16 protein-coding genes are annotated in these 18,452 nt (G+C 63.4%); 7 read left to right on the top strand and 9 right to left on the bottom strand.

Features of this window, described 5'->3' with window-relative positions; all coding sequences use genetic code 11:
• Positions 1-64: 64 nt before the first annotated feature.
• Complete coding sequence (locus tag QTJ18_RS14110) at positions 65-670, top strand: class I SAM-dependent methyltransferase (RefSeq protein WP_252750832.1); 606 nt, start codon at positions 65-67, stop codon at positions 668-670.
• A gap of 34 nt (positions 671-704) precedes the next feature.
• Here the strand turns inward: QTJ18_RS14110 and QTJ18_RS14105 are convergent, their stop codons facing one another.
• Positions 705-2,723, bottom strand: coding sequence for a putative bifunctional diguanylate cyclase/phosphodiesterase (locus QTJ18_RS14105; protein ID WP_252750831.1), 2,019 nt, complete (start codon positions 2,721-2,723; stop codon positions 705-707).
• A gap of 252 nt (positions 2,724-2,975) precedes the next feature.
• Complete coding sequence (locus QTJ18_RS14100) at positions 2,976-3,368, bottom strand: acyl-CoA thioesterase (RefSeq protein WP_252750830.1); 393 nt, start codon at positions 3,366-3,368, stop codon at positions 2,976-2,978.
• A 248-nt stretch (positions 3,369-3,616) separates the two neighbouring features.
• Between QTJ18_RS14100 and QTJ18_RS14095 the strand changes: the two genes are divergently transcribed.
• The 3 genes from QTJ18_RS14095 to QTJ18_RS14085 all read left to right on the top strand — a co-directional run bounded on the left by QTJ18_RS14095 (position 3,617) and on the right by QTJ18_RS14085 (position 8,180).
• Positions 3,617-5,428, top strand: coding sequence for a methyl-accepting chemotaxis protein (locus tag QTJ18_RS14095; RefSeq protein WP_252750829.1), 1,812 nt, complete (start codon positions 3,617-3,619; stop codon positions 5,426-5,428).
• A gap of 184 nt (positions 5,429-5,612) precedes the next feature.
• Positions 5,613-6,974 (top strand): extensin-like domain-containing protein, encoded by a 1,362-nt coding sequence (locus tag QTJ18_RS14090; protein WP_489667161.1) that lies wholly within the window; start codon positions 5,613-5,615, stop codon positions 6,972-6,974.
• A gap of 147 nt (positions 6,975-7,121) precedes the next feature.
• Complete coding sequence (locus tag QTJ18_RS14085; RefSeq protein ID WP_252750827.1) at positions 7,122-8,180, top strand: D-alanine--D-alanine ligase family protein; 1,059 nt, start codon at positions 7,122-7,124, stop codon at positions 8,178-8,180.
• Between the two features lie 104 nt (positions 8,181-8,284).
• Here the strand turns inward: QTJ18_RS14085 and QTJ18_RS14080 are convergent, their stop codons facing one another.
• Genes QTJ18_RS14080 through kaiC form a run of 3 tightly spaced genes read right to left on the bottom strand, consistent with a single transcriptional unit; the run spans position 8,285 to position 11,758 of the window.
• Positions 8,285-9,769 carry a sensor histidine kinase gene (locus QTJ18_RS14080; protein ID WP_252750826.1) on the bottom strand — a complete coding sequence of 495 codons (1,485 nt, stop codon included), beginning with the start codon at positions 9,767-9,769 and terminating at the stop codon, positions 8,285-8,287.
• An 8-nt stretch (positions 9,770-9,777) separates the two neighbouring features.
• Positions 9,778-10,068 carry a circadian clock KaiB family protein gene (locus QTJ18_RS14075; protein WP_252750825.1) on the bottom strand — a complete coding sequence of 97 codons (291 nt, stop codon included), beginning with the start codon at positions 10,066-10,068 and terminating at the stop codon, positions 9,778-9,780.
• Positions 10,069-10,072: 4 nt separating this feature from the next.
• Positions 10,073-11,758: a circadian clock protein KaiC gene (gene kaiC, locus QTJ18_RS14070; protein WP_252751333.1), complete on the bottom strand. Its 1,686-nt coding sequence runs from the start codon at positions 11,756-11,758 to the stop codon at positions 10,073-10,075.
• 348 nt (positions 11,759-12,106) lie between these two features.
• Here kaiC and QTJ18_RS14065 point away from each other — a divergent pair, with 348 nt between their 5' ends.
• Entirely contained in the window at positions 12,107-13,030 is a 924-nt protein-coding gene (locus QTJ18_RS14065) for an ABC transporter ATP-binding protein (RefSeq protein ID WP_252750824.1), read from the top strand.
• Complete coding sequence (locus QTJ18_RS14060) at positions 13,030-13,791, top strand: ABC transporter permease (protein ID WP_252750823.1); 762 nt, start codon at positions 13,030-13,032, stop codon at positions 13,789-13,791. The genes QTJ18_RS14065 and QTJ18_RS14060 overlap by 1 nt, the downstream gene beginning before the upstream one ends.
• Positions 13,792-13,813: 22 nt before the next feature.
• Here the strand turns inward: QTJ18_RS14060 and QTJ18_RS14055 are convergent, their stop codons facing one another.
• The 3 genes from QTJ18_RS14055 to cobS are packed head-to-tail and all read right to left on the bottom strand — an operon-like array spanning position 13,814 to position 15,532.
• Positions 13,814-14,518, bottom strand: coding sequence for a TIGR02281 family clan AA aspartic protease (locus QTJ18_RS14055; RefSeq protein WP_252750822.1), 705 nt, complete (start codon positions 14,516-14,518; stop codon positions 13,814-13,816).
• The gene (locus tag QTJ18_RS14050; protein WP_252750821.1) at positions 14,515-14,745 is read right to left on the bottom strand and encodes a DUF1289 domain-containing protein; all 231 of its coding nucleotides are present in this window, start codon (positions 14,743-14,745) and stop codon (positions 14,515-14,517) included. Before QTJ18_RS14050 ends, QTJ18_RS14055 begins: the two co-directional genes overlap by 4 nt.
• A 19-nt stretch (positions 14,746-14,764) precedes the next feature.
• Positions 14,765-15,532 carry an adenosylcobinamide-GDP ribazoletransferase gene (gene cobS / locus QTJ18_RS14045; RefSeq protein ID WP_252750820.1) on the bottom strand — a complete coding sequence of 256 codons (768 nt, stop codon included), beginning with the start codon at positions 15,530-15,532 and terminating at the stop codon, positions 14,765-14,767.
• Between the two features lie 147 nt (positions 15,533-15,679).
• Between cobS and cobT the strand changes: the two genes are divergently transcribed.
• A complete protein-coding gene (gene cobT / locus QTJ18_RS14040; RefSeq protein ID WP_252750819.1) occupies positions 15,680-16,717 on the top strand; it encodes a nicotinate-nucleotide--dimethylbenzimidazole phosphoribosyltransferase in 1,038 nt (345 codons plus the stop codon).
• Positions 16,718-16,836: 119 nt separating this feature from the next.
• On the opposite strand, the gene QTJ18_RS14035 is transcribed toward cobT, so the two are convergent.
• Positions 16,837-18,372, bottom strand: coding sequence for a sensor histidine kinase (locus QTJ18_RS14035; protein WP_252751332.1), 1,536 nt, complete (start codon positions 18,370-18,372; stop codon positions 16,837-16,839).
• Between the last annotated feature and the right edge of the window lie 80 nt (positions 18,373-18,452).

The following is an 18,452-nucleotide window of genomic DNA, read 5'->3' as shown; positions in this document are numbered from 1 at the left end:
GGGTTCTCATTGCCGGAGTTTGCGATTACATGCGGTGAGTGAGAGAAACGGAGTACCAGACCCCATGCTGTCCCTCGACAAGCGGCTCGCGCTGAAGAACAGCACGCCGCGCACCATGCTGTCGCTGCATCACACGGAAAACTGCCGCCTTCTGCCCAACCGCACCGAGCTTCTGCATCGCCTGCCGCATGGTGGCGTGGTCGCCGAGATCGGCGTCGCCTTCGGCGATTATTCGCAGGAGATCATGACGCTGAACCGCCCCTCCCAGCTGCATTTGATCGATCCCTGGGACCTCAACCGCTACAATGAGGGACATGAGCGGGTGAAGGAGATGTTTGCCGGCGAGATTGAAAGCGGCCGCGTCATGCTGCATCTGGGCGGATCGACGGAGATGCTGCCGCAATTTGCGGATGCCAGCTTCGACTGGGTCTATATCGACACCGATCATTCCTACGAAAACACCTGGAACGAGCTGCTGCTGTGCGACGCAAAGGTGAAGCGCGACGGACGCATTTGCGGCCATGATTTCTGCACCGGCAATGTCATCAAACCGGTCGTCTATGGCGTGGTGCAGGCGGTCAACCGGTTCTGCGTCGAATATGGCTGGCAGTTCGAATATCTGACGGTGGAACCGGACGCGCATTTCTCCTATTGCCTCAAGCGCCTCTGAGGCCGGGCGCGGGGATCCGACGCGCGTTTGCGGGTCAGCCGATCCTGGTCTTGCGGATCGCGCGTTCCTGGCGCTCGGCAAGCCAGCCGGCAATGCGGCTCTGGGGCATCGGCCGGGCAAAGAGATAGCCCTGGCCCTGGCGACAGCCCAGCCTTTTCAACGTGGCGGCATCCGCCTGGGTCTCCACGCCCTCCGCCAGCATTTCCACGCTCAGCGCTTCGCCGAGCCGGATCAGGGCGGAGACGATGGCCTGGTTGCGCTCGGATGCGGCAATTTGGGTGATGATGCCGCGATCGATCTTCAGCCGGTCGACCTTGAGGTCGATCAGGCGGGTGAGGGAGGAGTGGCCGGCGCCGAAATCGTCGACCGCGAGCGCGAAGCCCGACTGTTCCAGATGTTTCAGCTGCTCGCCGGCAATCACCGTGTCGAGCAGCGCCTCCTCGGTAATTTCCACCTCCAGGAGTTCCGGACGGATGGCATGGCGCGCCACCTTGCCATCGAGAAGCTCGGCGAGGGAATAGAGGGCGAATTCGCGCGGCGAGACATTGATGGCGACGGTTGCCTCCGGTAGGCCGAGACGTGGCAGGTCCAGCAGCAGCCTGCAGGCCGCATCGGCTATCGCGCCGGTCAGCCTCTCGGACTGATGGATCGCATAAGCCGCCTGGACGATTTCCGGCGGCGAGATGAAGCCGAGGCTCTGGTGATGCCAGCGCACCAGCGCTTCAAAGCCGATGACGGCGTCGTCTTCCAGGTTGATCTGCGGCTGGAACCAGGCTTCCACCTGGCCGGCCTCAATGGCCGCGACGATATCCGCCTCGATCTGACGCTGCCTTTCGGCGGCAGCACGCAGCTTGGGGTCGAATTTGCGCCAGCGGCCACGCCCCTGATCCTTCGAGCGGTAAAGCGCCATGTCGGCGGAGACGAAGAGCTCTTCCGCGGTCTCGGCATGGTCCGGATAGGTGGCGAGCCCGACCGAACTGCCCAGCATGCAGGTCTGGCCCTGCAGCAGGAAGGGCGTCCGGCCCTGGTTGAGAATGATTTCGGCCGCGCGTGCGCCTTCGAGGATCGGGTCCTTGCCGCTGATGATGACGGCAAATTCATCGCCGCCGAGCCGGGCAACGAAGCTGTTGGCGGTGGGCAGGCTGCTGCGCAGACGGGCGGCGAAGGTGATCAGCAGCTCGTCGCCGACCTGATGTCCCATCGTATCGTTGATATGCTTGAACCGGTCGAGATCGATCACCAGAAGGGTCAGCCGACGCTCCTCCCGGCCTGCGGTGGCGATGCCGTGCCGCAACACCTCGTTGAAGGCGGCGCGGTTGGCCAGCCCGGTCAGCGGATCGCGATTGGCCAGCATTTCCAGCCGCGCATTGGCTTCCAGAATGTCATGATTGGCCGCCTGCAGCGATTGCGTCACCGCCGCCGCCTCGCGCTTGCGCTCAATGCTCTCCCGGAAGATATTCTCGCTGATCTGCGAGCCGCGAACGAGGATGATTGTCAAAGCGATGACGTTGAGGCCGAGAAGGCTGCCGACGGCGCTTCCCTGAAGAAAGAGGGAGATGGTCACAGAGGTGAAGCAGGGCATGGCGAAGGCCAGAGCGTTGAACCGGAAGCCGACGCTCATAAGAACCGAACCCGCAGCCGTGCCGAGCACCATCAGGTAGATGCCGCCATCAACACCCCAGCCGCGAAATTCCGGCAGGATGAAGGGCAGGGTGGCCCAGACGGCGCCGCTGATGCCTGAGCCCATTGTCGAAACGACAAGCGTCAGCAGCGGATTGCGGGCCGCCAGCCCACGCCGCAGCAGCACCATGCGCGTTACGGCGCGCAGGACCAGTGTGGAGAGCACGACGCAGAGCCAGAGAAAGGCCGATCGGCCATCCGCCTCCCGCCATGTCGCCAGAGTATAGGCGGAGAGCGAGACAAGCGAATTGGCGAGCAGGGTCGCCGGCAGGCGCTGCAGAACGATCGTCGCCTGGGCCGAACGAAGTTCGAGGACGGAGATAGGATCGGTGGTAATGGAGGCCTCCCCGGTGCTGGCACTCTGCTCGCGCAATGATTGCTGCCAGAATGCGGGATGACCGATAATTTTTACTTAATCGGCTATCAAATCTCGACGGGAGGCGCAGCAAACCGGACGAAAATATAAGATTTGATGCAAATTTTACGCAAGTATAGATGGAAATTCGAGAAATACTACTGGGATATGCATTCAGCTAATAAAATAAACGCAACGTAAAGCTGCGTGTCTCTGTATGTACACGCAGCTAGATTGGCTCCCGGTGCAGGAATGGAACGCTCGTCCTGCTCAATCGGCTTCGGCGGGCACGGCCGCCGGCTTGCCGTCATCGTCCAGGGCCACCATCACGAAAATGGCCTCCGTAACCTTTTCGAGCTTGCCGATGCGCGCGCGATTGACCCAGGCCTCGACCTGCAGCGTCAGTGATGTGCGGCCGATCCGGGCCAGTTGCGTATAGATGCTGAGCGTATCGCCGATCTTGACCGGCCGCTGGAAGGCCATTTCCTTTACGGCAGCCGTCACGACCCGGCCATGGGCGCGCTCGCCGGCACGAATTCCGGCCGCCAGGTCCATCTGGGCCATGACCCATCCGCCGAAGATATCCCCGGCCGGATTGGCGTCGCCGGGCATTGCGAGGGTTCGCAGGGTCAATTCACCTTCGGGCAGGTCTTGCATGATCATTCGATATCCAGGGCTGATGTTGCAGAGCAATAGGAAGGCGACTGTATTGCTGCAAAGCAGGAGAGGCAATGCCTGTTCAACTCGCCTGAACTCGAGGAGGAGGCGGTCGTTGTTGCCGTACAGGCTTTGCGGGAGGGTGATCAGGCCGGATAGACTCGACAAGGAAAACAATACTTTATCGTATATTTACTTCTTCTAAAGGGCATCGCGACTATTTGATTTAAATCAAATCAGAAGGGGGATCGGTTTTGAAGCATCTTCGCATTTCCACACGCCTTTATCTTATGGTGGCCCTTGCATTGGTGGTCCTGGCGGGGGCCATGACCATCAGTCTGCTGCAGAGCTATGGCGCCTTGGAAAAGGAACGCAAGGCGGCACTGGCGGCGATGGATGCCAATGCTCTGAGCATATTGGCCATGTATCATGCCAAGGAGAAGGCCGGCACCATGACGCGGCTGGAAGCGCAGGAGGCGGCGAAGAGCCTGATCGGAACCATGCGCTACGATGGCGGCAACGGCTATTTCTGGATCAACGACATGCATCCGCGCATGGTGATGCATCCAGTGAAGCCGGAGCTGGTCGGGGCCGATCTGACCCAGAACAAGGATCCCAACGGCAAGTTTCTCTTCGTCGAATTCGTCAAGACGGTGAAGGCCAGCGGCCAGGGTTTCGTCGACTATGACTGGCCGAAGCCGGGTGCCGATCAACCCGTCGAGAAATATTCGCATGTCGCTGGCTTCGAGCCCTGGGGCTGGATCGTCGGCACCGGCGTCTATGTCGATGACCTGAAGGCTCTCTTCTGGCAGAAGGCGATGCGCTTTGCCGGCATCAGCGCCTTCGGTCTGCTGATCCTGGCCGGCGCCACCTTCGTGATCGTCAAGAGCATTACCCGGCCGATCGGCAGTCTGCGGGTCTCGCTGCAGCGCATGGCGGCCGGAGAGGCCGATGTGGAGGTTGCGAATGCCGGCGCAAAGGACGAACTCGGCGATATTGCCCGCTCGGTGACCGTTCTGCGCGATGCGGTGAACGAGCGCGCCGAGCTGCAGGCGCGGGATGCGCAGCAGCAGCGTGCGATCGCCCTCGATCGCGAGCGCACGGCCGAGGATATGCAGCACGCGACCTTACGCCAGGATCGGGCCATGCGCGAACTCGGCCAGGGGCTGGAGGCGCTGGCCAACGGCAATCTTTCCATCGAGCTTGGCGATCTCGGCGCCGGTTACGACAAGGTCCGCGACGATTTCAACCGCGCCGTGGCGTCCCTGCGGAGCACCATCAAGGACATGGCGGAAACCGGCCAGGTCGTGTCGGACAGCGCGGCCGACATCTCGGATGCGACGGCCAATCTCTCCCGCCGCACGGAGCAGCAGGCCGCCGCGCTCGAACAGACCGCGGCAGCGCTGGAAGAAATCACTGCGACGGTGAAGACGGCCTCCGAACGCGCAAGCGAAGCCCGCAGCATGGTGGCCGAGACGAAGCAGAGCGCGGACCGGTCGGGGGCCATTGTGCGCGATGCCGTCACCGCCATGGGTCGGATCGAGGATTCGTCCAACCGGATCGGCCAGATCATCGGCGTGATCGACGAAATCGCTTTCCAAACCAATCTTCTGGCACTGAATGCCGGGGTCGAGGCGGCACGGGCCGGCGAGGCGGGTCGCGGCTTCGCCGTGGTGGCGCAGGAAGTGCGGGAACTGGCGCAGCGCTCAGCCAATGCGGCGAAGGAGATCAAGTCGCTCATCCACAATTCCTCGACGGAAGTGGAAGCGGGGGTCTCGCTGGTGCGCACGACGGGCGACGCCCTCGTGGAGATCGCCCAGCTCGTTGAGCGGGTGAATGCACAGGTGGAGGGGATTGCCACGGCGGCCCGCGAGCAGGCCACGGGACTGCATGAGATCAATGCTTCCGTCAACCATATGGACCAGATGACGCAACAGAATGCCGCCATGGTGGAGGAGACCACCGCCTCCAGCCAGACGCTGGCCGAGCAGAGCCGGCATTTGCGCAGCCTGCTCTCGGGCTTCGAGCTCGACCGCTCGTCCGGCGCCTTCGGCAGGGCCGCCTGACCCAGGCTCCGGCAGCATGATCCTGCGTGACGGACCGGTGGTCCGTCACGAAAAGACCTTGTTTGGGAAAGTCTTCGTTTACCCTGTGCGCCTACAATCCTTGGCTGTGGCATTTTTGTCCGCCAAATCGTGAGCACTGTGTATGGCGTATGCTTTTTCCGCGCGGCGGGCGATTGCCTGTCTGATGATGACAACGGTGATGACCGGCTGCACGGCGGATGGTTTGGTGCCGCCGGCGCCGGTCGACCGGGGCATGCGGGTCTCGGCCATTCCTGCGCAGCCGGGCAATGCCGGCCTGGCCGGGAATGTCGGCGGCGATGCCGGCAACCAGTCCTATTCGGCCAATCCCTATCCGGGAAATTCCTATCCGGCAAATTCCGATCCGGCACAGGCCGCACCCGGCAATATGCCGGCGACGCAGCAGAGCATGGCGATGACCAGGCGACTGCCGATGATCGATAGTGATGAGGCGCTCGGCCTTTCGCCGCAAGACGCGCCGGCTCAGACGCGCGTTCTGGGAGCGCCGCCGAGCGCGCTCGGGACTCTCACCTACTCCGCCAATGGCGTGAACATCGATTCCGAACTGGGCATAGACGAAGAGGCCGCGGCGCCGGTCGTCGGCCTTGCGGAAGAACAGGATGCCGCCATAGCCGAGGGCCGCGTCAGTCAGCCCGTGGTAGACGGCATAGGCACGGACAATCCGGTGGCTCTCGGTGGCCAGGCCGGAGCCAGAGCCGGGCAGCAAATGTCGGGCGCTGGGCCGGCGCAAGGGCTGGAACCGATTTCCGCGCCGGTCGCCCCCATGCCGCCACAGGGCAAGCGCCTGGCGCAGGATCGCCGTGCGGAGCCGGGCATGGCGGCGCGCTGGGACGACCAGTCGCGGGTCACCCCGCCCAGCCGTCCGGAGCCGGAGCCGCAGCAGGTGGCCATGCTGATGCCGAACAAGCCGGGCGCGGCGCCCATGAGCCCCCGGATGAACGAGCCTATGCCCGCTTCCGAGGCGGCGTGCCGGCGCGAGCTAAAGCGCCTGGGCGTCCAGTTCACCGACAAGCCCCCCATCAATGATGGACCGAGTTGCGGCATTGATTTTCCCGTCTCGCTGAGCGGCCTCTCGGGCAATATCTCCGTCAAGCCTGCCGTCACGCTGAACTGCCAGACGACGCTGGCCTTTGCCAAATGGGTCAAGAACGAGTTGGCGCCATCGGCGCGCATCCGCTACCTGACCGGTATCCGTTCGATCCGGCCGATGGGTGGCTACTCCTGCCGCCGGATGAACAATAGTCGGCAGAAATACAATCCGATGTCGGAGCATGCGCGCGGCAATGCCATTGATATCGGCCGCTTCACGCTGAAGGACGGTCACGAGATCGACATTCGCAAGAAGGGCTTCTTCTCCTTCCGCGAAGGCGGCCTGTTGAAGGCCGTGCGCAGCGACAGCTGCAAATATTTCAATACGGTCCTGGGGCCGGGCAGCAATGCCGAGCACTGGAACCACTTCCATTTCGACCTCAGGCGCCGTGCCTCGGGCAATCGTTATTGCAGTTGAGGCTTTTCACGGCGATCGTCATCGTCATCGTCATTTGGGTTTAGCGCCGAGACGAGTCTCCAGATCCTGCGCAGACGGCTGATAGTGCCGATCACTGCGTCGGATACTGAAGGCTCCGCATCAAGGGCGCGCAGAAAGGGTTGAAGCATGGACCACATCAGCGTGGGTGTCCTTTACGGCGGCCAATCGGCCGAGCACGATGTCTCAATGATGTCGGCGGCCAATGTCATGAAGGCAATGGACCGAGCCCGCTACCGTGTGGTGCCGATCGCCATCGGCCGCGACGGGTGCTGGTGGCTGCATGACGATCATGAGAGTGCCTCCGTGCCACAGCCGGGGTCGGGCGTGCAGGTGGCCCTGGTGCCGGGCGGCAAGGGACGTCTCGTGGCAGTCGATGCGGCCGCCGCCGGTGCGCTCGCTTTGCCGCATCTCGATCTGCTTTTCCCGGTTCTGCATGGGCGCTTCGGCGAGGATGGAACGGTGCAGGGCTATGCCGAAACGGCGGGGCTCGCTTATGCCGGCTGCAATCTGTTCGGCTCGGCCGCGGCAATGGACAAGGTGATGGCCAAGCGTCTGCTGCGTGAGGCGGGTGTGCCTGTGGCGCGGGCGCTGACGCTGAGCGAACCCGACGCGCCTGGCGCGGACGCGCTGGAGGCCCAGTTCGGCTATCCCTTCTTCGTCAAACCTGCACGCCAGGGCTCCTCCTTCGGCGTCTCGCGCGTGGACGGGCGCCAGGCCGTCGCTCCGGCGCTCGCCAAGGCTTTCGAATTCGACGGCAAGGTTCTGGTGGAGGAATTCCTGAAGGGCCGGGAAATCGAATGCGCCGTACTGGAACACGCGGACGGACAGCTGACCGTGTCGCCGCCGGGCGAGATCGTCACCTCGGCGCGGCATGACTTCTACAATTACGAGGCCAAATATTTTGATCCGGACGGCGCCTTGATCGTCATTCCGGCGAAGGTTTCGGATGACATCGTCGAAGAGGCCAAAGCGCTGGCGGCGAAGGCGTTCCGGGCGCTCGGGTGCGACGGGCTGGCGCGCGTCGACTTCTTCCTGCTGGACGATGGCCGGCTGCTGGTCAACGAGGTGAACACAATGCCGGGCTGCACCAATCGCAGCATGTATCCGCTGGCGCTCGAGACCTGCTCCATCGGCTATTCGGCCTGGATCGACATCGCCATCGCTTACGGTCTGAAGCGCGGCTGAGCCGTGATCGTGACGCAGGACACAGGATCCCGCCGCAATCAATCTGCGGCGGCCCTTGCCCGTCTGCCCGTCGTTTCCCTTGCCCGTCTTTGCCCGTGTGTCCGTCAGCCCGCCATGCGGGTGATCTCGGTGGCGGGAATGCGGATGACGCACCAGACGCCATCCGGATCATAGCGCATTTCCGCACCGCCATCGGCGGCATATTGCATGCTTCGGGTGATGACCGTCTGGCCGAAACCTGCCCGCGTCGGGGGAAAGACTGGCGGGCCGCCCTGTTCCTTCCATTCCAGACTCGCGCCGCCCTCGGCGTTGTCGTGGATGGTGACGTCGACATGCCCGTCCAGGCTGGACAGCGCGCCATATTTGGCGGCATTGGCGGCGAGTTCGTGCAGGATCAGGCCGAGCGAAATGGCGGCCTGCGGCTTGACGCGGAAGTCCTGGCCGGTCAGCTGCAGGCGGGCATGCTGTTCGCCGAGATAGGGTTCGAGCTCCACCCTGACGATCTCGCGCAGGGCGACGGAATCCCAGGAGCGCTCCGCAAGAATATTATGGGTTGCGGCCAAAGCCTGGATTCGGCTGGCAAAGGCCTTCTTGAAGCTTTCGACGGTTCCGTCCGGCGTGCCGGTGCGCTTGGCGATCGACAGGACCAGGGCCAGCGTGTTCTTGACCCGGTGGTCGAGCTCGCCCATCAGCAGCAATTGCCGCTTTTCGAGCGCCTTGCGCTGCGACAGGTCGACCATGGTGACCACGCAGCCGGCAATCCGTTCTCCTAGCCGGAGCGGGGCAGCGCTGATCAGCAGGTCCTTGATGCGCGGCGCCTGCGGCGCATGCGCCTCGATGCCCTGGACGGCGCTGCCGGAAATGGCAAGCGAGACGAATTCATTGCCCTCGACGAGACCGGTTGCGTCCGGCACTACGATCGGGATCGCCGTGCTGAAAGGCAGGCCGATCGGGTTTTGCGCGGTGACGCCTTCCACCGCTGCATTGGCATGGGTGATGATGCCGTTCACATCGCAGACGATCACCGCCTCGTTGGCGGAGGCGATCACCGCATGCGCGGCGCGCTCGGATTCCAGCGCCGCCAGCGCCTGGATGCGCGCGGTGATATCGGTGAAGGTCACGGCGACGCCGCGGCTGAGGCCGAGCGTCAGCGGCGAGGCCGAGAGTTGGACATGGTGCTCGCCATCCGGGCGGTTCAGCACCATTTCCCGCGATACCTTGGCATTCAGCCCCATATGGATGGCATCGGCTATGGCGCTACGCTGGGCCTTTCCGAGACTTTGGAAAATATCGGTGTCGAGGGTGGCCTCGCGCATGCCGAGGAGCATCAGGAGGGCCTTGTTGGCATAGATCAGCCGACCGGAGACATCGAAGGCAGCCGCGCCGATCTCCATAACCTCCATGAAGGCGCGATAGGATTCCGTGCCGCCCTCAAGCGTGAAAACCTCGTCCTCGTCCTGCGGATTACGCATGACGAGCGCATCCACTTCGCCTTCACGAATGGCGCGCAGGGTCTCTTCCGCCTCTTCAAGCCGCCGCTGGAGCTCGAGAGTGGCACGATCTGCCGAAGTTCCGGGTTGTGAATGCATGAATGACGCTACTCGCTGACCTGGAGATGCACAAGAACCTTCTCGGAATCCGACAGATCCCCGATGATCTTGCGGATCGGCGTCGGCAGTTCCCGGACGAGCGTCGGGATCGCAACAATATTGTGCTCCCGTGCCAGTTGGGGCTGCTGACGCAGATCGACTACCTCCACAACATACTTGCCGGGAAGGTGTTCCTCACAAATACGGCGCAGGTTCTCGATGGCCGCCCGCGACTTCGGGGTCTGGCCGGCAATGTAGAGGATCAGCTTGGTGGGTTGGGTGGGCTCGATACCGGTCATTCAATCAATCCTTCGCGGCCATCTGGCGGCTCTGCCGCATGGCGTCGGCATCGGCGCGCCGCTGCCGTTCGATCTCGCGCTCGTCGTCCTCGAAGCGCGCAAGCTCCGCCTCGTCCGAGGCGATGCGGGCCTGCAAGGCCTCCAGTTCGGCGGCAGCGCGCCTGCGGCGCTCGGCGATCTCCTGCTTGGCCGTCTCGATCTCCCTGCGGCGCTCGATATCCTGAAGGCGGAGCCTGGCCTCTTCGGCTTTGCGCGCCGAACCCGTCAGCGCCTGGCCGGCGCCGATATAGGGTTCCAGCAGGCGGATCCCGTCGCTGGACATGACGAATTCCCGCACCTGGTTGGAATGCGCCATGCCGCGGGCCTTCAGGAGATAGAGTTCGCGGTTGAACTCGCCGCTATGTTCGCGGTTCAGCAGCAGGATCCAGCCGTCCATCAGCGAGGATAGGCCGGCTTCGGTGGCGTTGCGGCCGTCCTGCGAATGCATCAGATGGTTGACCACGGCGGTGATGCCGCGCGATTTCAGGGCATCCACCATGCGCAGCAGCATGGACTGCACTTCCAGGTCGTCTCCCGTGCCGAGAAAGGCCGAAATCGGGTCGAGCACCACCAGCGCCGGATTGAAGCGGTTGATTTCCCGCAGCATGACCGCCAGGTGCATTTCGAGGCTGTAGAAGGTCGGCCGGGCGGCGATGTACTTCAGGAGGCCGGCATCCAGGTGCCGCTGCAGATCCAGGCCGACGGAGCGCATATTGCGTACGGTCTGCTCGGCCGATTCTTCAAACGAGAAATAGAGGGCCCGCTCGCCGGCGCTGCAGGTGGCGTTGACGAAATTCGCGCCGACCGTGCTCTTGCCGGAGCCGGCGACGCCGGTGACGAGGATGCTGCTGCCGCGGTAAAAGCCGCCGCCGTCCATCATCCTGTCCAGATCCGCGATCCCTGTCGAGATGCGGGTGTCGGAGACCTGGTGGTTGAGGCCGAGCGCGCTGATCGGCAGGACGCTGAAGCCGTCGCGGTCGATCAGGAACGGATATTCATTGGTGCCATGCGCCGTGCCGCGATATTTGACGATACGCATGCGGCGGGTGGAGATCTGGTTGTGGACGCGGTGATCGAGCAGGATCACGCAATCGGAGACATATTCCTCCAGACCCTGGCGGGTCAGCGTGCCGTCGCCCCGCTCGCCGGTGATGACAGTGGTCATCCCCTTGTGCTTCAGCCAGTCGAACAGGCGCCGGATCTCGGCGCGCAGAACGGCCGGGTTCTGGAAGGCGGAGAACAGGCTCTCGATCGTGTCGAGGACGACGCGCTTGGCGCCGATCTGATCGATCGCCAGCTCCAGCCGCAGGAAAAGGCCTTCCAGGTCGTAATCGCCGATCTCCGCCACATCGGCCGGATCGACCGCCACGTGCTCGATCAGGAGCTTGCCCTGGTCCACCAGATCATCCACGGCAAAGCCGAGCGAGGCGACATTGTTGACGATGTCGATCGGCCGTTCTTCGAAGGTGACGAAAACGCCGGGCTCGTCATAATCGCGCGCGCCGTTGATCAGGAATGTGGACGCGAACAGCGTCTTGCCGCAGCCGGCGGACCCGCAGATGAGGCTTGGGCGGCCGCTCGGCAGTCCGCCCAGCGTCAGTTCGTCGAAGCCTTCAATACCGGTGAGGGATTTCTCGATACCTGGAAGCAAATGATCCAACCTTGACTCTCGATGTGACCGCATCTCATATCTTTCGGATAGACCTAAAACAAGCAGGCCGGCGCCATGCGGATGCGCCGTCAAATCATTTTTTGCGTGGAGCCTCTCTCCCGCTCGATCGAGCCGTGCCTATATAGAAGGCTTGTCGGCCCGAGGTCTGCCTTGCAATCGTGCTTGCTGAAGGCAAATTGCGGACGGCAAGAGTGAAAGTCCCGCCTGTATTCCACGTCTTTCGTGGCTGTGAGTGCCTTTGACAAGGCTTTGCGTGCCCTGCGGCCGCGATTGCCCTGGCCGGATGCGCGCCACGATTTCCTGTCCCTCCGCTATGTCTGGGAAGATATGTCCGCAATCGTTTCCATCAAGAACCTGACCAAGACTTACGCAAACGGGTTTCAGGCCCTGAACGGCGTCGATCTCGATATTCGTCAGGGCGAAATCCTGGCCCTTCTCGGGCCGAACGGCGCCGGCAAGACGACGCTTATCTCCATCGTCTGCGGCCTTGCCATGCCGACTTCCGGCCAGGTCCTGGTCGGCGGTCATGATGTGGTGAGCGAGTTTCGCGCCACCCGCAAGCTGATCGGCCTGGTGCCGCAGGAGCTGACGACGGATCAGTTCGAAACGGTGTGGAACACCGTGAATTTTTCCCGCGGCCTGCACGGCGAGAAACGCAATCCGGCGCTGGTCGAACAGATCCTCAAGGATCTTTCGCTGTGGGAAAAGAAGGATAACAAGCTGCGCGAATTGTCCGGCGGCATGAAGCGCCGTGTGCTGATCGCCAAGGCGCTGGCGCACGAGCCGCGCATCCTTTTCCTCGATGAGCCCACCGCCGGCGTCGACGTCGAATTGCGGCGCGGCATGTGGAGCGCCATCGACCGGCTGCGCGAGACCGGCGTCACCGTCATTCTCACCACCCATTACATCGAGGAGGCGGAGGAAATGGCCGACCGCATCGGCGTGATCAGCAAGGGCGAGCTGCTTCTGGTGGAGGAAAAGCGCGCGCTGATGCAGAAGCTCGGCCGCAAGGCTTTGCATCTGGAACTCAAGAACCCGGTTGCGCAGTTGCCCCAGGGCCTGTCGGATCTGGGCGTTACGCTTTCAGCCGATGGCCGCGAACTCGTGCATGAATATGGCAATGGCACCGGCGACAGCCGGATCGGCCAGGTGCTGGCCGCCGTCGAAGCGGAAGGCCTTGCCATTTCCGACATATCGACGCGGCAAAGCACGCTGGAGGATATATTCGTTTCGCTGGTGGAGGCGCGCTGATGAACATCGAGGCGATCAAGTCGATCTATCACTTCGAGATGGCACGCATGGGCAGGACCCTCCTGCAAAGCGTGATCTCGCCCGTCATCACCACCTCGCTCTATTTCATCGTGTTCGGCACGGCGATCGGCTCACGCATCAACGAGGTGGGCGGCGTTGCCTATGGCGCCTTCATCACTCCAGGCCTCATCATGCTGACGCTTCTGTCGCAGTGCATCAGCAATGGCGCGATCGGCATTTACTTCCCGAAATTCACGGGCACGATCTACGAATTGCTGTCCTCGCCGGTCTCCATGACGGAGATCGTCATCGGCTATGTCGGCGCGGCCGCCACCAAGGGCATGGTGATCGGCCTGATCATCCTCGCCACCGCCTCCTTCTTCGTCGATCTGTCGATCCAGCATCCGCTGCTGATGCTGATGTTCATGGTGCTGACGGCCGTGACCTTCTCGATGTTCGGCTTCATCATCGGCATCTGGGCCGATAATTTCGAGCAGCTGAACCTCGTGCCGATGCTGGTGGTGCCGCCGCTGACCTTTCTCGGCGGCAGCTTCTATTCGATCGACATGCTTCCGCCCTTCTGGGCAGCGGTATCGCATCTCAATCCCGTCCTCTACCTCGTCTCCGGCTTCCGCTGGAGCTTTTACGGCATATCGGACGTCAATCCCTGGGTCAGCCTCGTGATGATCGGCGTCTTTCTGACGGTGAGCCTGGCGATCGTCGGCTGGATCTTTCGCACCGGCTATCGCTTGCGCAAGTGATCCGTCGGGGAGTGCGAAACGATCAGTCGCGCAGGCGCAGCATGTCCGTCTGGATCTGCAGCGAGCCGAGCGTCGACAGGAAACTCATGCCGAGCAGGCTTTCGGCAAGCCGGCCGTCTTCCGTCACAAGGGCGCGGATGTCGGTCCGGACAATCGGGCCGATGGCGATGGATTCCAGCCGGACCGGCGCTGCGAGCGCCTGGCCGTTGGCGGTCTGGACGCGCACCGAATAAATGAGGTTCTGCGGATCGAGGCCAAGGCGCAGCGCATCGTCGTGAGAGAGAACCACCGCGCTCGCCCCGGTATCCACCAGCATCGGGACGGTAAGGCCGTTCACGTTCGCCTGTGCCTGGAAATGGCCGCCGCGGCCGCGATAGATCACCACTTCATTGCCGCCCTCGCTGGTGGTCATCACCACCGGGCTGCCAGGAATGAGGCCTGCCGTCACGCGGGCGGCGAACTGGTGCAGGTCGTTGCGATAGACATAGCCTGCCACCAGAGCCAGCGCGATCAGCAACCAGACGGCAATATTGCGCAGGACCTCGCCGGCCGGGCCGCGCCGTCCCGCCAGAATACCGGCCGAGAGCAGAACCACCAAAGCGGACAATTGCACAAGGCTTGCAAAATCGTCATTGCCGATCCCGAACACCTGGCCTTCCTGATGATTGAAGATGAGAAGCGCCAGGCCGATGCCCAGAATGAGCATGAGGAGCGTGAACCGGCTCATCCTGCCCTCCCTTGTCTGACTGTGAGCGGCGCGTCCGGCGTGCCGGACACGGGTAAGGGCGAGGATGACGGGATCTGCAGGCGCAGCGGCAGTTCGATCATAAGTGCGGCGCGCTCTTCCGGCGCCAGACTGGCCCAGGAAGCGATTTCATCGCGTGTGCGACCGCAGCCGACGCAGAGGCCGGTCGCGGTATCGATCGAGCAGACGCGGGTGCAGGGTGTCATCATGCGGTGTTATATCATGCCCTCACGCCATCGCCGCAAGAGTGCAGAGAAATGCCGTTTCCGTGATCTGCTGCGTAGCGCCGATCGTGTCGCCGGTATGGCCGTTCAGTCCGGAGCGGACCCTGGCTTCGAAAAGCTTCGCGCAGCCGATGGTGACGATCAGTGCCAGCAGGACCTGGCCGAGGGCGGCGCCGGGAAGGAGCGGCAGGAGAAGCGCGAGCGCAAGCGCCGGCAGCAGCGCCAGATTGCGCGCGGCGCGATCGGGCTGGCCAAGCGAGGCCGCCGTGCCGTCCGGGCGGGCGGGGGGCAGGCTATGCCAATGCCAGACCATCAGGGCGCGCGACAGGCTGGCCGCGGCCAGAAGCGCCATGGCGGCAGACGCAGCACCGGACAGTGAGAGGAGGGCGGAGAGTGCAGCGGCGCGCAGGCCGAAGGAGAGGATCAGGGCGATCGTGCCGAAGGCGCCGATCCGGCTGTCCTTCATGATCGCCAGCGCCTGCTGCCGGTCGCGGCCGCCAAGCAGGCCGTCGGCCGTATCGGCAAGGCCATCTTCATGCAGGGCGCCGGTGAGAAGCGTTCCGGCAGCGAGCGCCAGCAGTGCGGCAAGCCAGAGGCCGGCCGGCGCCTGCCCGAGAAGGGCAAGGAGAAGTGCCGGGAGCGCGCCGATGACAAGGCCGGCAAGGCCGAAGGCGCGCGCGGTGTGACGCATGCTGCCGTCAAACCCCACAAAGAAGCGGGCCGGCACGGGCAGGCGCGACAGGAAGCCCAGCGACCGTGCCAGATCCGTCATGAGGCCGCTCTTTGCAGCGGGATGCGTTTCGTGCGCGTTTGGCAGTTGTTCCTCCGTGCATGCCTGATAAACAGGGGCCACCAAATCAGATTCCGCCGCTTCCCACAAAGGGAAGTGTGCCAAGACTTTTAGGGAAAGAGGTATCCGATGAGCCTGAGCGGTCTGCCTTTCGATGATTTCCGCACCCTCCTGCGCGATTTGCCAGGGCCCGATGCGCATGCGCTTGTGGCAGCCCGGGAGCGGAATGCACAGCTGACCAAGCCCGCCGGCTCGCTAGGCCGGCTGGAAGAGATCGCTTTCTGGCTGGCGGCCTGGAGCGGCCGGGTTCCGGCCGTCAACCGGCCACTGGTGGCAATCTTCGCCGGCAATCACGGCGTGGCCCGCCACGGCATCACGCCCTATCCTCCGAGCGTCACCCAGCAGATGGTCGAGAACTTTGCCGCCGGCGGCGCCGCAATCAACCAGATCTGCGCGGCCTATGATCTCGGCCTGAAGATCTTCGATCTGGCGCTGGATTACCCGACTGGCGATATTACCGTGGAAGCGGCGCTGTCGGAGCGCGATTGCGCCGCGACCATGGCCTTCGGCATGGAAGCGATTGCCGGCGGCACCGATCTCCTGTGCATCGGCGAGATGGGGATCGGCAATACGACAGTGGCGGCGGCGATCAATCTGGCGCTTTACGGCGGCGAGGCGGAGGATTGGGTTGGTCCGGGCACCGGCTCGCATGGCGAGATGCTGTCGCGCAAGATTGCCGCGGTCAAGCAGGCGGTGGCCTTCCACAAGGATCACCTTTCGGATCCGCTGGAGGTGCTGCGTCGGCTCGGCGGACGCGAGGTCGCGGCGATGGCGGGCGCCATCCTGGCCTGCCGGGTCGAGAAGATCCCGGTGCTGATCGACGGCTATGTCGCAACGGCGGCGGCCGCCATCCTTAAGGCCGCCAATCCCGCAGCGCTCGATCATTGCCTGATCGGCCATGTCTCGGCCGAGCCCGGCCATATGCGGGCGATCGAGCAATTGGGCAAGACGCCGCTGCTTGCGCTTGGCATGCGGCTGGGCGAGGGCACGGGCGCGGCGCTGGCCGCGGGCATCGTCAAGGCCGCCGCCGCCTGCCATTCCGGCATGGCCACATTCGCGCAGGCGGGTGTCACGACGGCCGGAGAGCCCACGCCGCATTCGCATTGAGATCTGCTGTCCGAATTGGGATCAGCGGCGAGGCGCAGGCGGGGCCGTTTTGCGAGATACCCGGCGAAGCTCGCCGCGGCGGAGCGATCAAGGCATCGCCGCAAACGCCCCGGCCGGTCTCAGGCGAAGCTCTTGCGGCGCGGCTCGCTGGCATGCGCATCAGCCACCGCTTCCACCGATTGCAGGACCCGTGTTTTCGGCAGGATGGCGATGGCTTCTGTGCCTTCGCGCAGCTTGGATTTCAGGATGAACTGGCCATCATGCTTGGCAAGGATGGCCTGCACGATCGGCAGGCCGAGGCCCGTGCCCTGCTCGGCGCTCTTGATGGCGATGGCGCCCTGGCCGAAGGCGGAGAGCACGATCGGGATCTCTTCCTCGGCGATCCCCGGCCCATTGTCCTTGATCGCCACATATTGCCCGCCGCCGGCGGTCCAGCCGACCTTGACCACCACATCGCCGCTCTGGGTGGTGAATTTGACGGCATTGGACAAGAGGTTGAGGATGACCTGCCGGATGGATTTCTCATCCGCCCAGACCTGCGGCAGATGCGGCTCGAACTGCTGGCGGATGGTGATGTTCTTGGCGCGGGCGCGCAGCTGCACCATGCCGATGCAATCTTCGGCCACTTCCAGGAGGGACAGGGCCTCTTCCGCCAACTCGTAGCGGCCGGCCTCGATGCGCGACAGGTCGAGGATTTCGTTGATGAGGTTCAGCAGATGTTGGCCCGAGCGGTGAATGTCTCCGGCATATTCCTTGTAGGTGGCATTGGGGAGGGGGCCCAGCACCTCTTGCGCCATGACTTCCGAAAAACCGAGGATGGCGTTCAGCGGCGTGCGCAATTCATGCGACATGGACGCCAGGAAACGGGATTTCGCCAGATTGGCGTCTTCGGCGCGGCGACGCGCCTCATCGGAGACCGATTTCGCCACTTCGAGTTCGGCGATCAGATCGTCCTTTTCCGACTGGTAGGACATCAGCATCAGGTTGGACCGATGCAGCCGGTCGGCGATGGAATGAAACAGGACCAGCGACGTGGCGAACATGCCGACCAGGCCGATATCCAGGGCGTTGCGGGACAGGAAGGCCTGTCCGGCGAGCACCACGACCACCGGCAGGAAGGACAGGAGTGTGGCCTGGCGCAACATGATGTGGCCCATCGCCGAGATGGCGATTGCGACCAGCAGGATGGCGCCCTTGTAGAAGACAAAGCCCTGCATCCCGCAGGACCGGCATTCGATCAGGGCAAAGAGGGCCCAGCAGCAGCCCATCGCGATCTGTCCGCCGATCAGCAGCCGGCGCAGGCGCCGGGTGGTGGCGGGCGTCAATTCCTGCCGCTCGCCGCGGCGGGCCAGAAGCAGGTTGATGGAATGCACCGCAAGCGTCAGCAGACCCCAGGAGAAATAGCGGCTCTCGCCGGTCATGTAGAGGCCGGCCGCGGAGGCGAGTGCGACGAAGAGCGGCAGGATCAGGGCACCCTGCAGCAGAGTATGAATGTGCAGGGAAAGGGTTTCGCGGTCGAAGGCCGGGGTTCCCGTCGACGTCGACTGCAGACGCTCACGCGTGACCCGCACCGCCTTCGACACCGCGCTGTTGCGGTGCTGACGCGAGCGGTCAACGATGATCTTGTCGGGTGATGTGCTGACGCCGCTACTCATGGTCACTGACAACTCTTACCATTGCCGGTGATCCTAGGGACGAAATCTTAAGAAGATCCTGCCAGGCAAGACTTTGTTTG

The organism is Rhizobium sp. SSA_523 (genome assembly GCF_030435705.1).
Lineage (GTDB): Bacteria > Pseudomonadota > Alphaproteobacteria > Rhizobiales > Rhizobiaceae > Neorhizobium.
Note: the sequence above shows the minus strand (reverse complement) of the source record. Positions and strands in the feature narration are given on the sequence as shown.

What these genes read in the sequence shown, in the direction of transcription:
- QTJ18_RS14110 (WP_252750832.1), top strand. Translation starts at nt 65, where the DNA reads ATGCTGTCCCTCGACAAGCGGCTCGCGCTGAAGAACAGCACGCCGCGC.
- QTJ18_RS14100 (WP_252750830.1), bottom strand. Translation starts at nt 3,368, where the DNA reads ATGATCATGCAAGACCTGCCCGAAGGTGAATTGACCCTGCGAACCCTC.
- QTJ18_RS14090 (WP_489667161.1), top strand. Translation starts at nt 5,613, where the DNA reads ATGATGACAACGGTGATGACCGGCTGCACGGCGGATGGTTTGGTGCCG.
- QTJ18_RS14085 (WP_252750827.1), top strand. Translation starts at nt 7,122, where the DNA reads ATGGACCACATCAGCGTGGGTGTCCTTTACGGCGGCCAATCGGCCGAG.
- QTJ18_RS14080 (WP_252750826.1), bottom strand. Translation starts at nt 9,769, where the DNA reads ATGCATTCACAACCCGGAACTTCGGCAGATCGTGCCACTCTCGAGCTC.
- QTJ18_RS14075 (WP_252750825.1), bottom strand. Translation starts at nt 10,068, where the DNA reads ATGACCGGTATCGAGCCCACCCAACCCACCAAGCTGATCCTCTACATT.
- QTJ18_RS14065 (WP_252750824.1), top strand. Translation starts at nt 12,107, where the DNA reads ATGTCCGCAATCGTTTCCATCAAGAACCTGACCAAGACTTACGCAAAC.
- QTJ18_RS14060 (WP_252750823.1), top strand. Translation starts at nt 13,030, where the DNA reads ATGAACATCGAGGCGATCAAGTCGATCTATCACTTCGAGATGGCACGC.
- QTJ18_RS14055 (WP_252750822.1), bottom strand. Translation starts at nt 14,518, where the DNA reads ATGAGCCGGTTCACGCTCCTCATGCTCATTCTGGGCATCGGCCTGGCG.
- QTJ18_RS14050 (WP_252750821.1), bottom strand. Translation starts at nt 14,745, where the DNA reads ATGATGACACCCTGCACCCGCGTCTGCTCGATCGATACCGCGACCGGC.
- cobS (WP_252750820.1), bottom strand. Translation starts at nt 15,532, where the DNA reads ATGACGGATCTGGCACGGTCGCTGGGCTTCCTGTCGCGCCTGCCCGTG.
- cobT (WP_252750819.1), top strand. Translation starts at nt 15,680, where the DNA reads ATGAGCCTGAGCGGTCTGCCTTTCGATGATTTCCGCACCCTCCTGCGC.
- QTJ18_RS14035 (WP_252751332.1), bottom strand. Translation starts at nt 18,372, where the DNA reads ATGAGTAGCGGCGTCAGCACATCACCCGACAAGATCATCGTTGACCGC.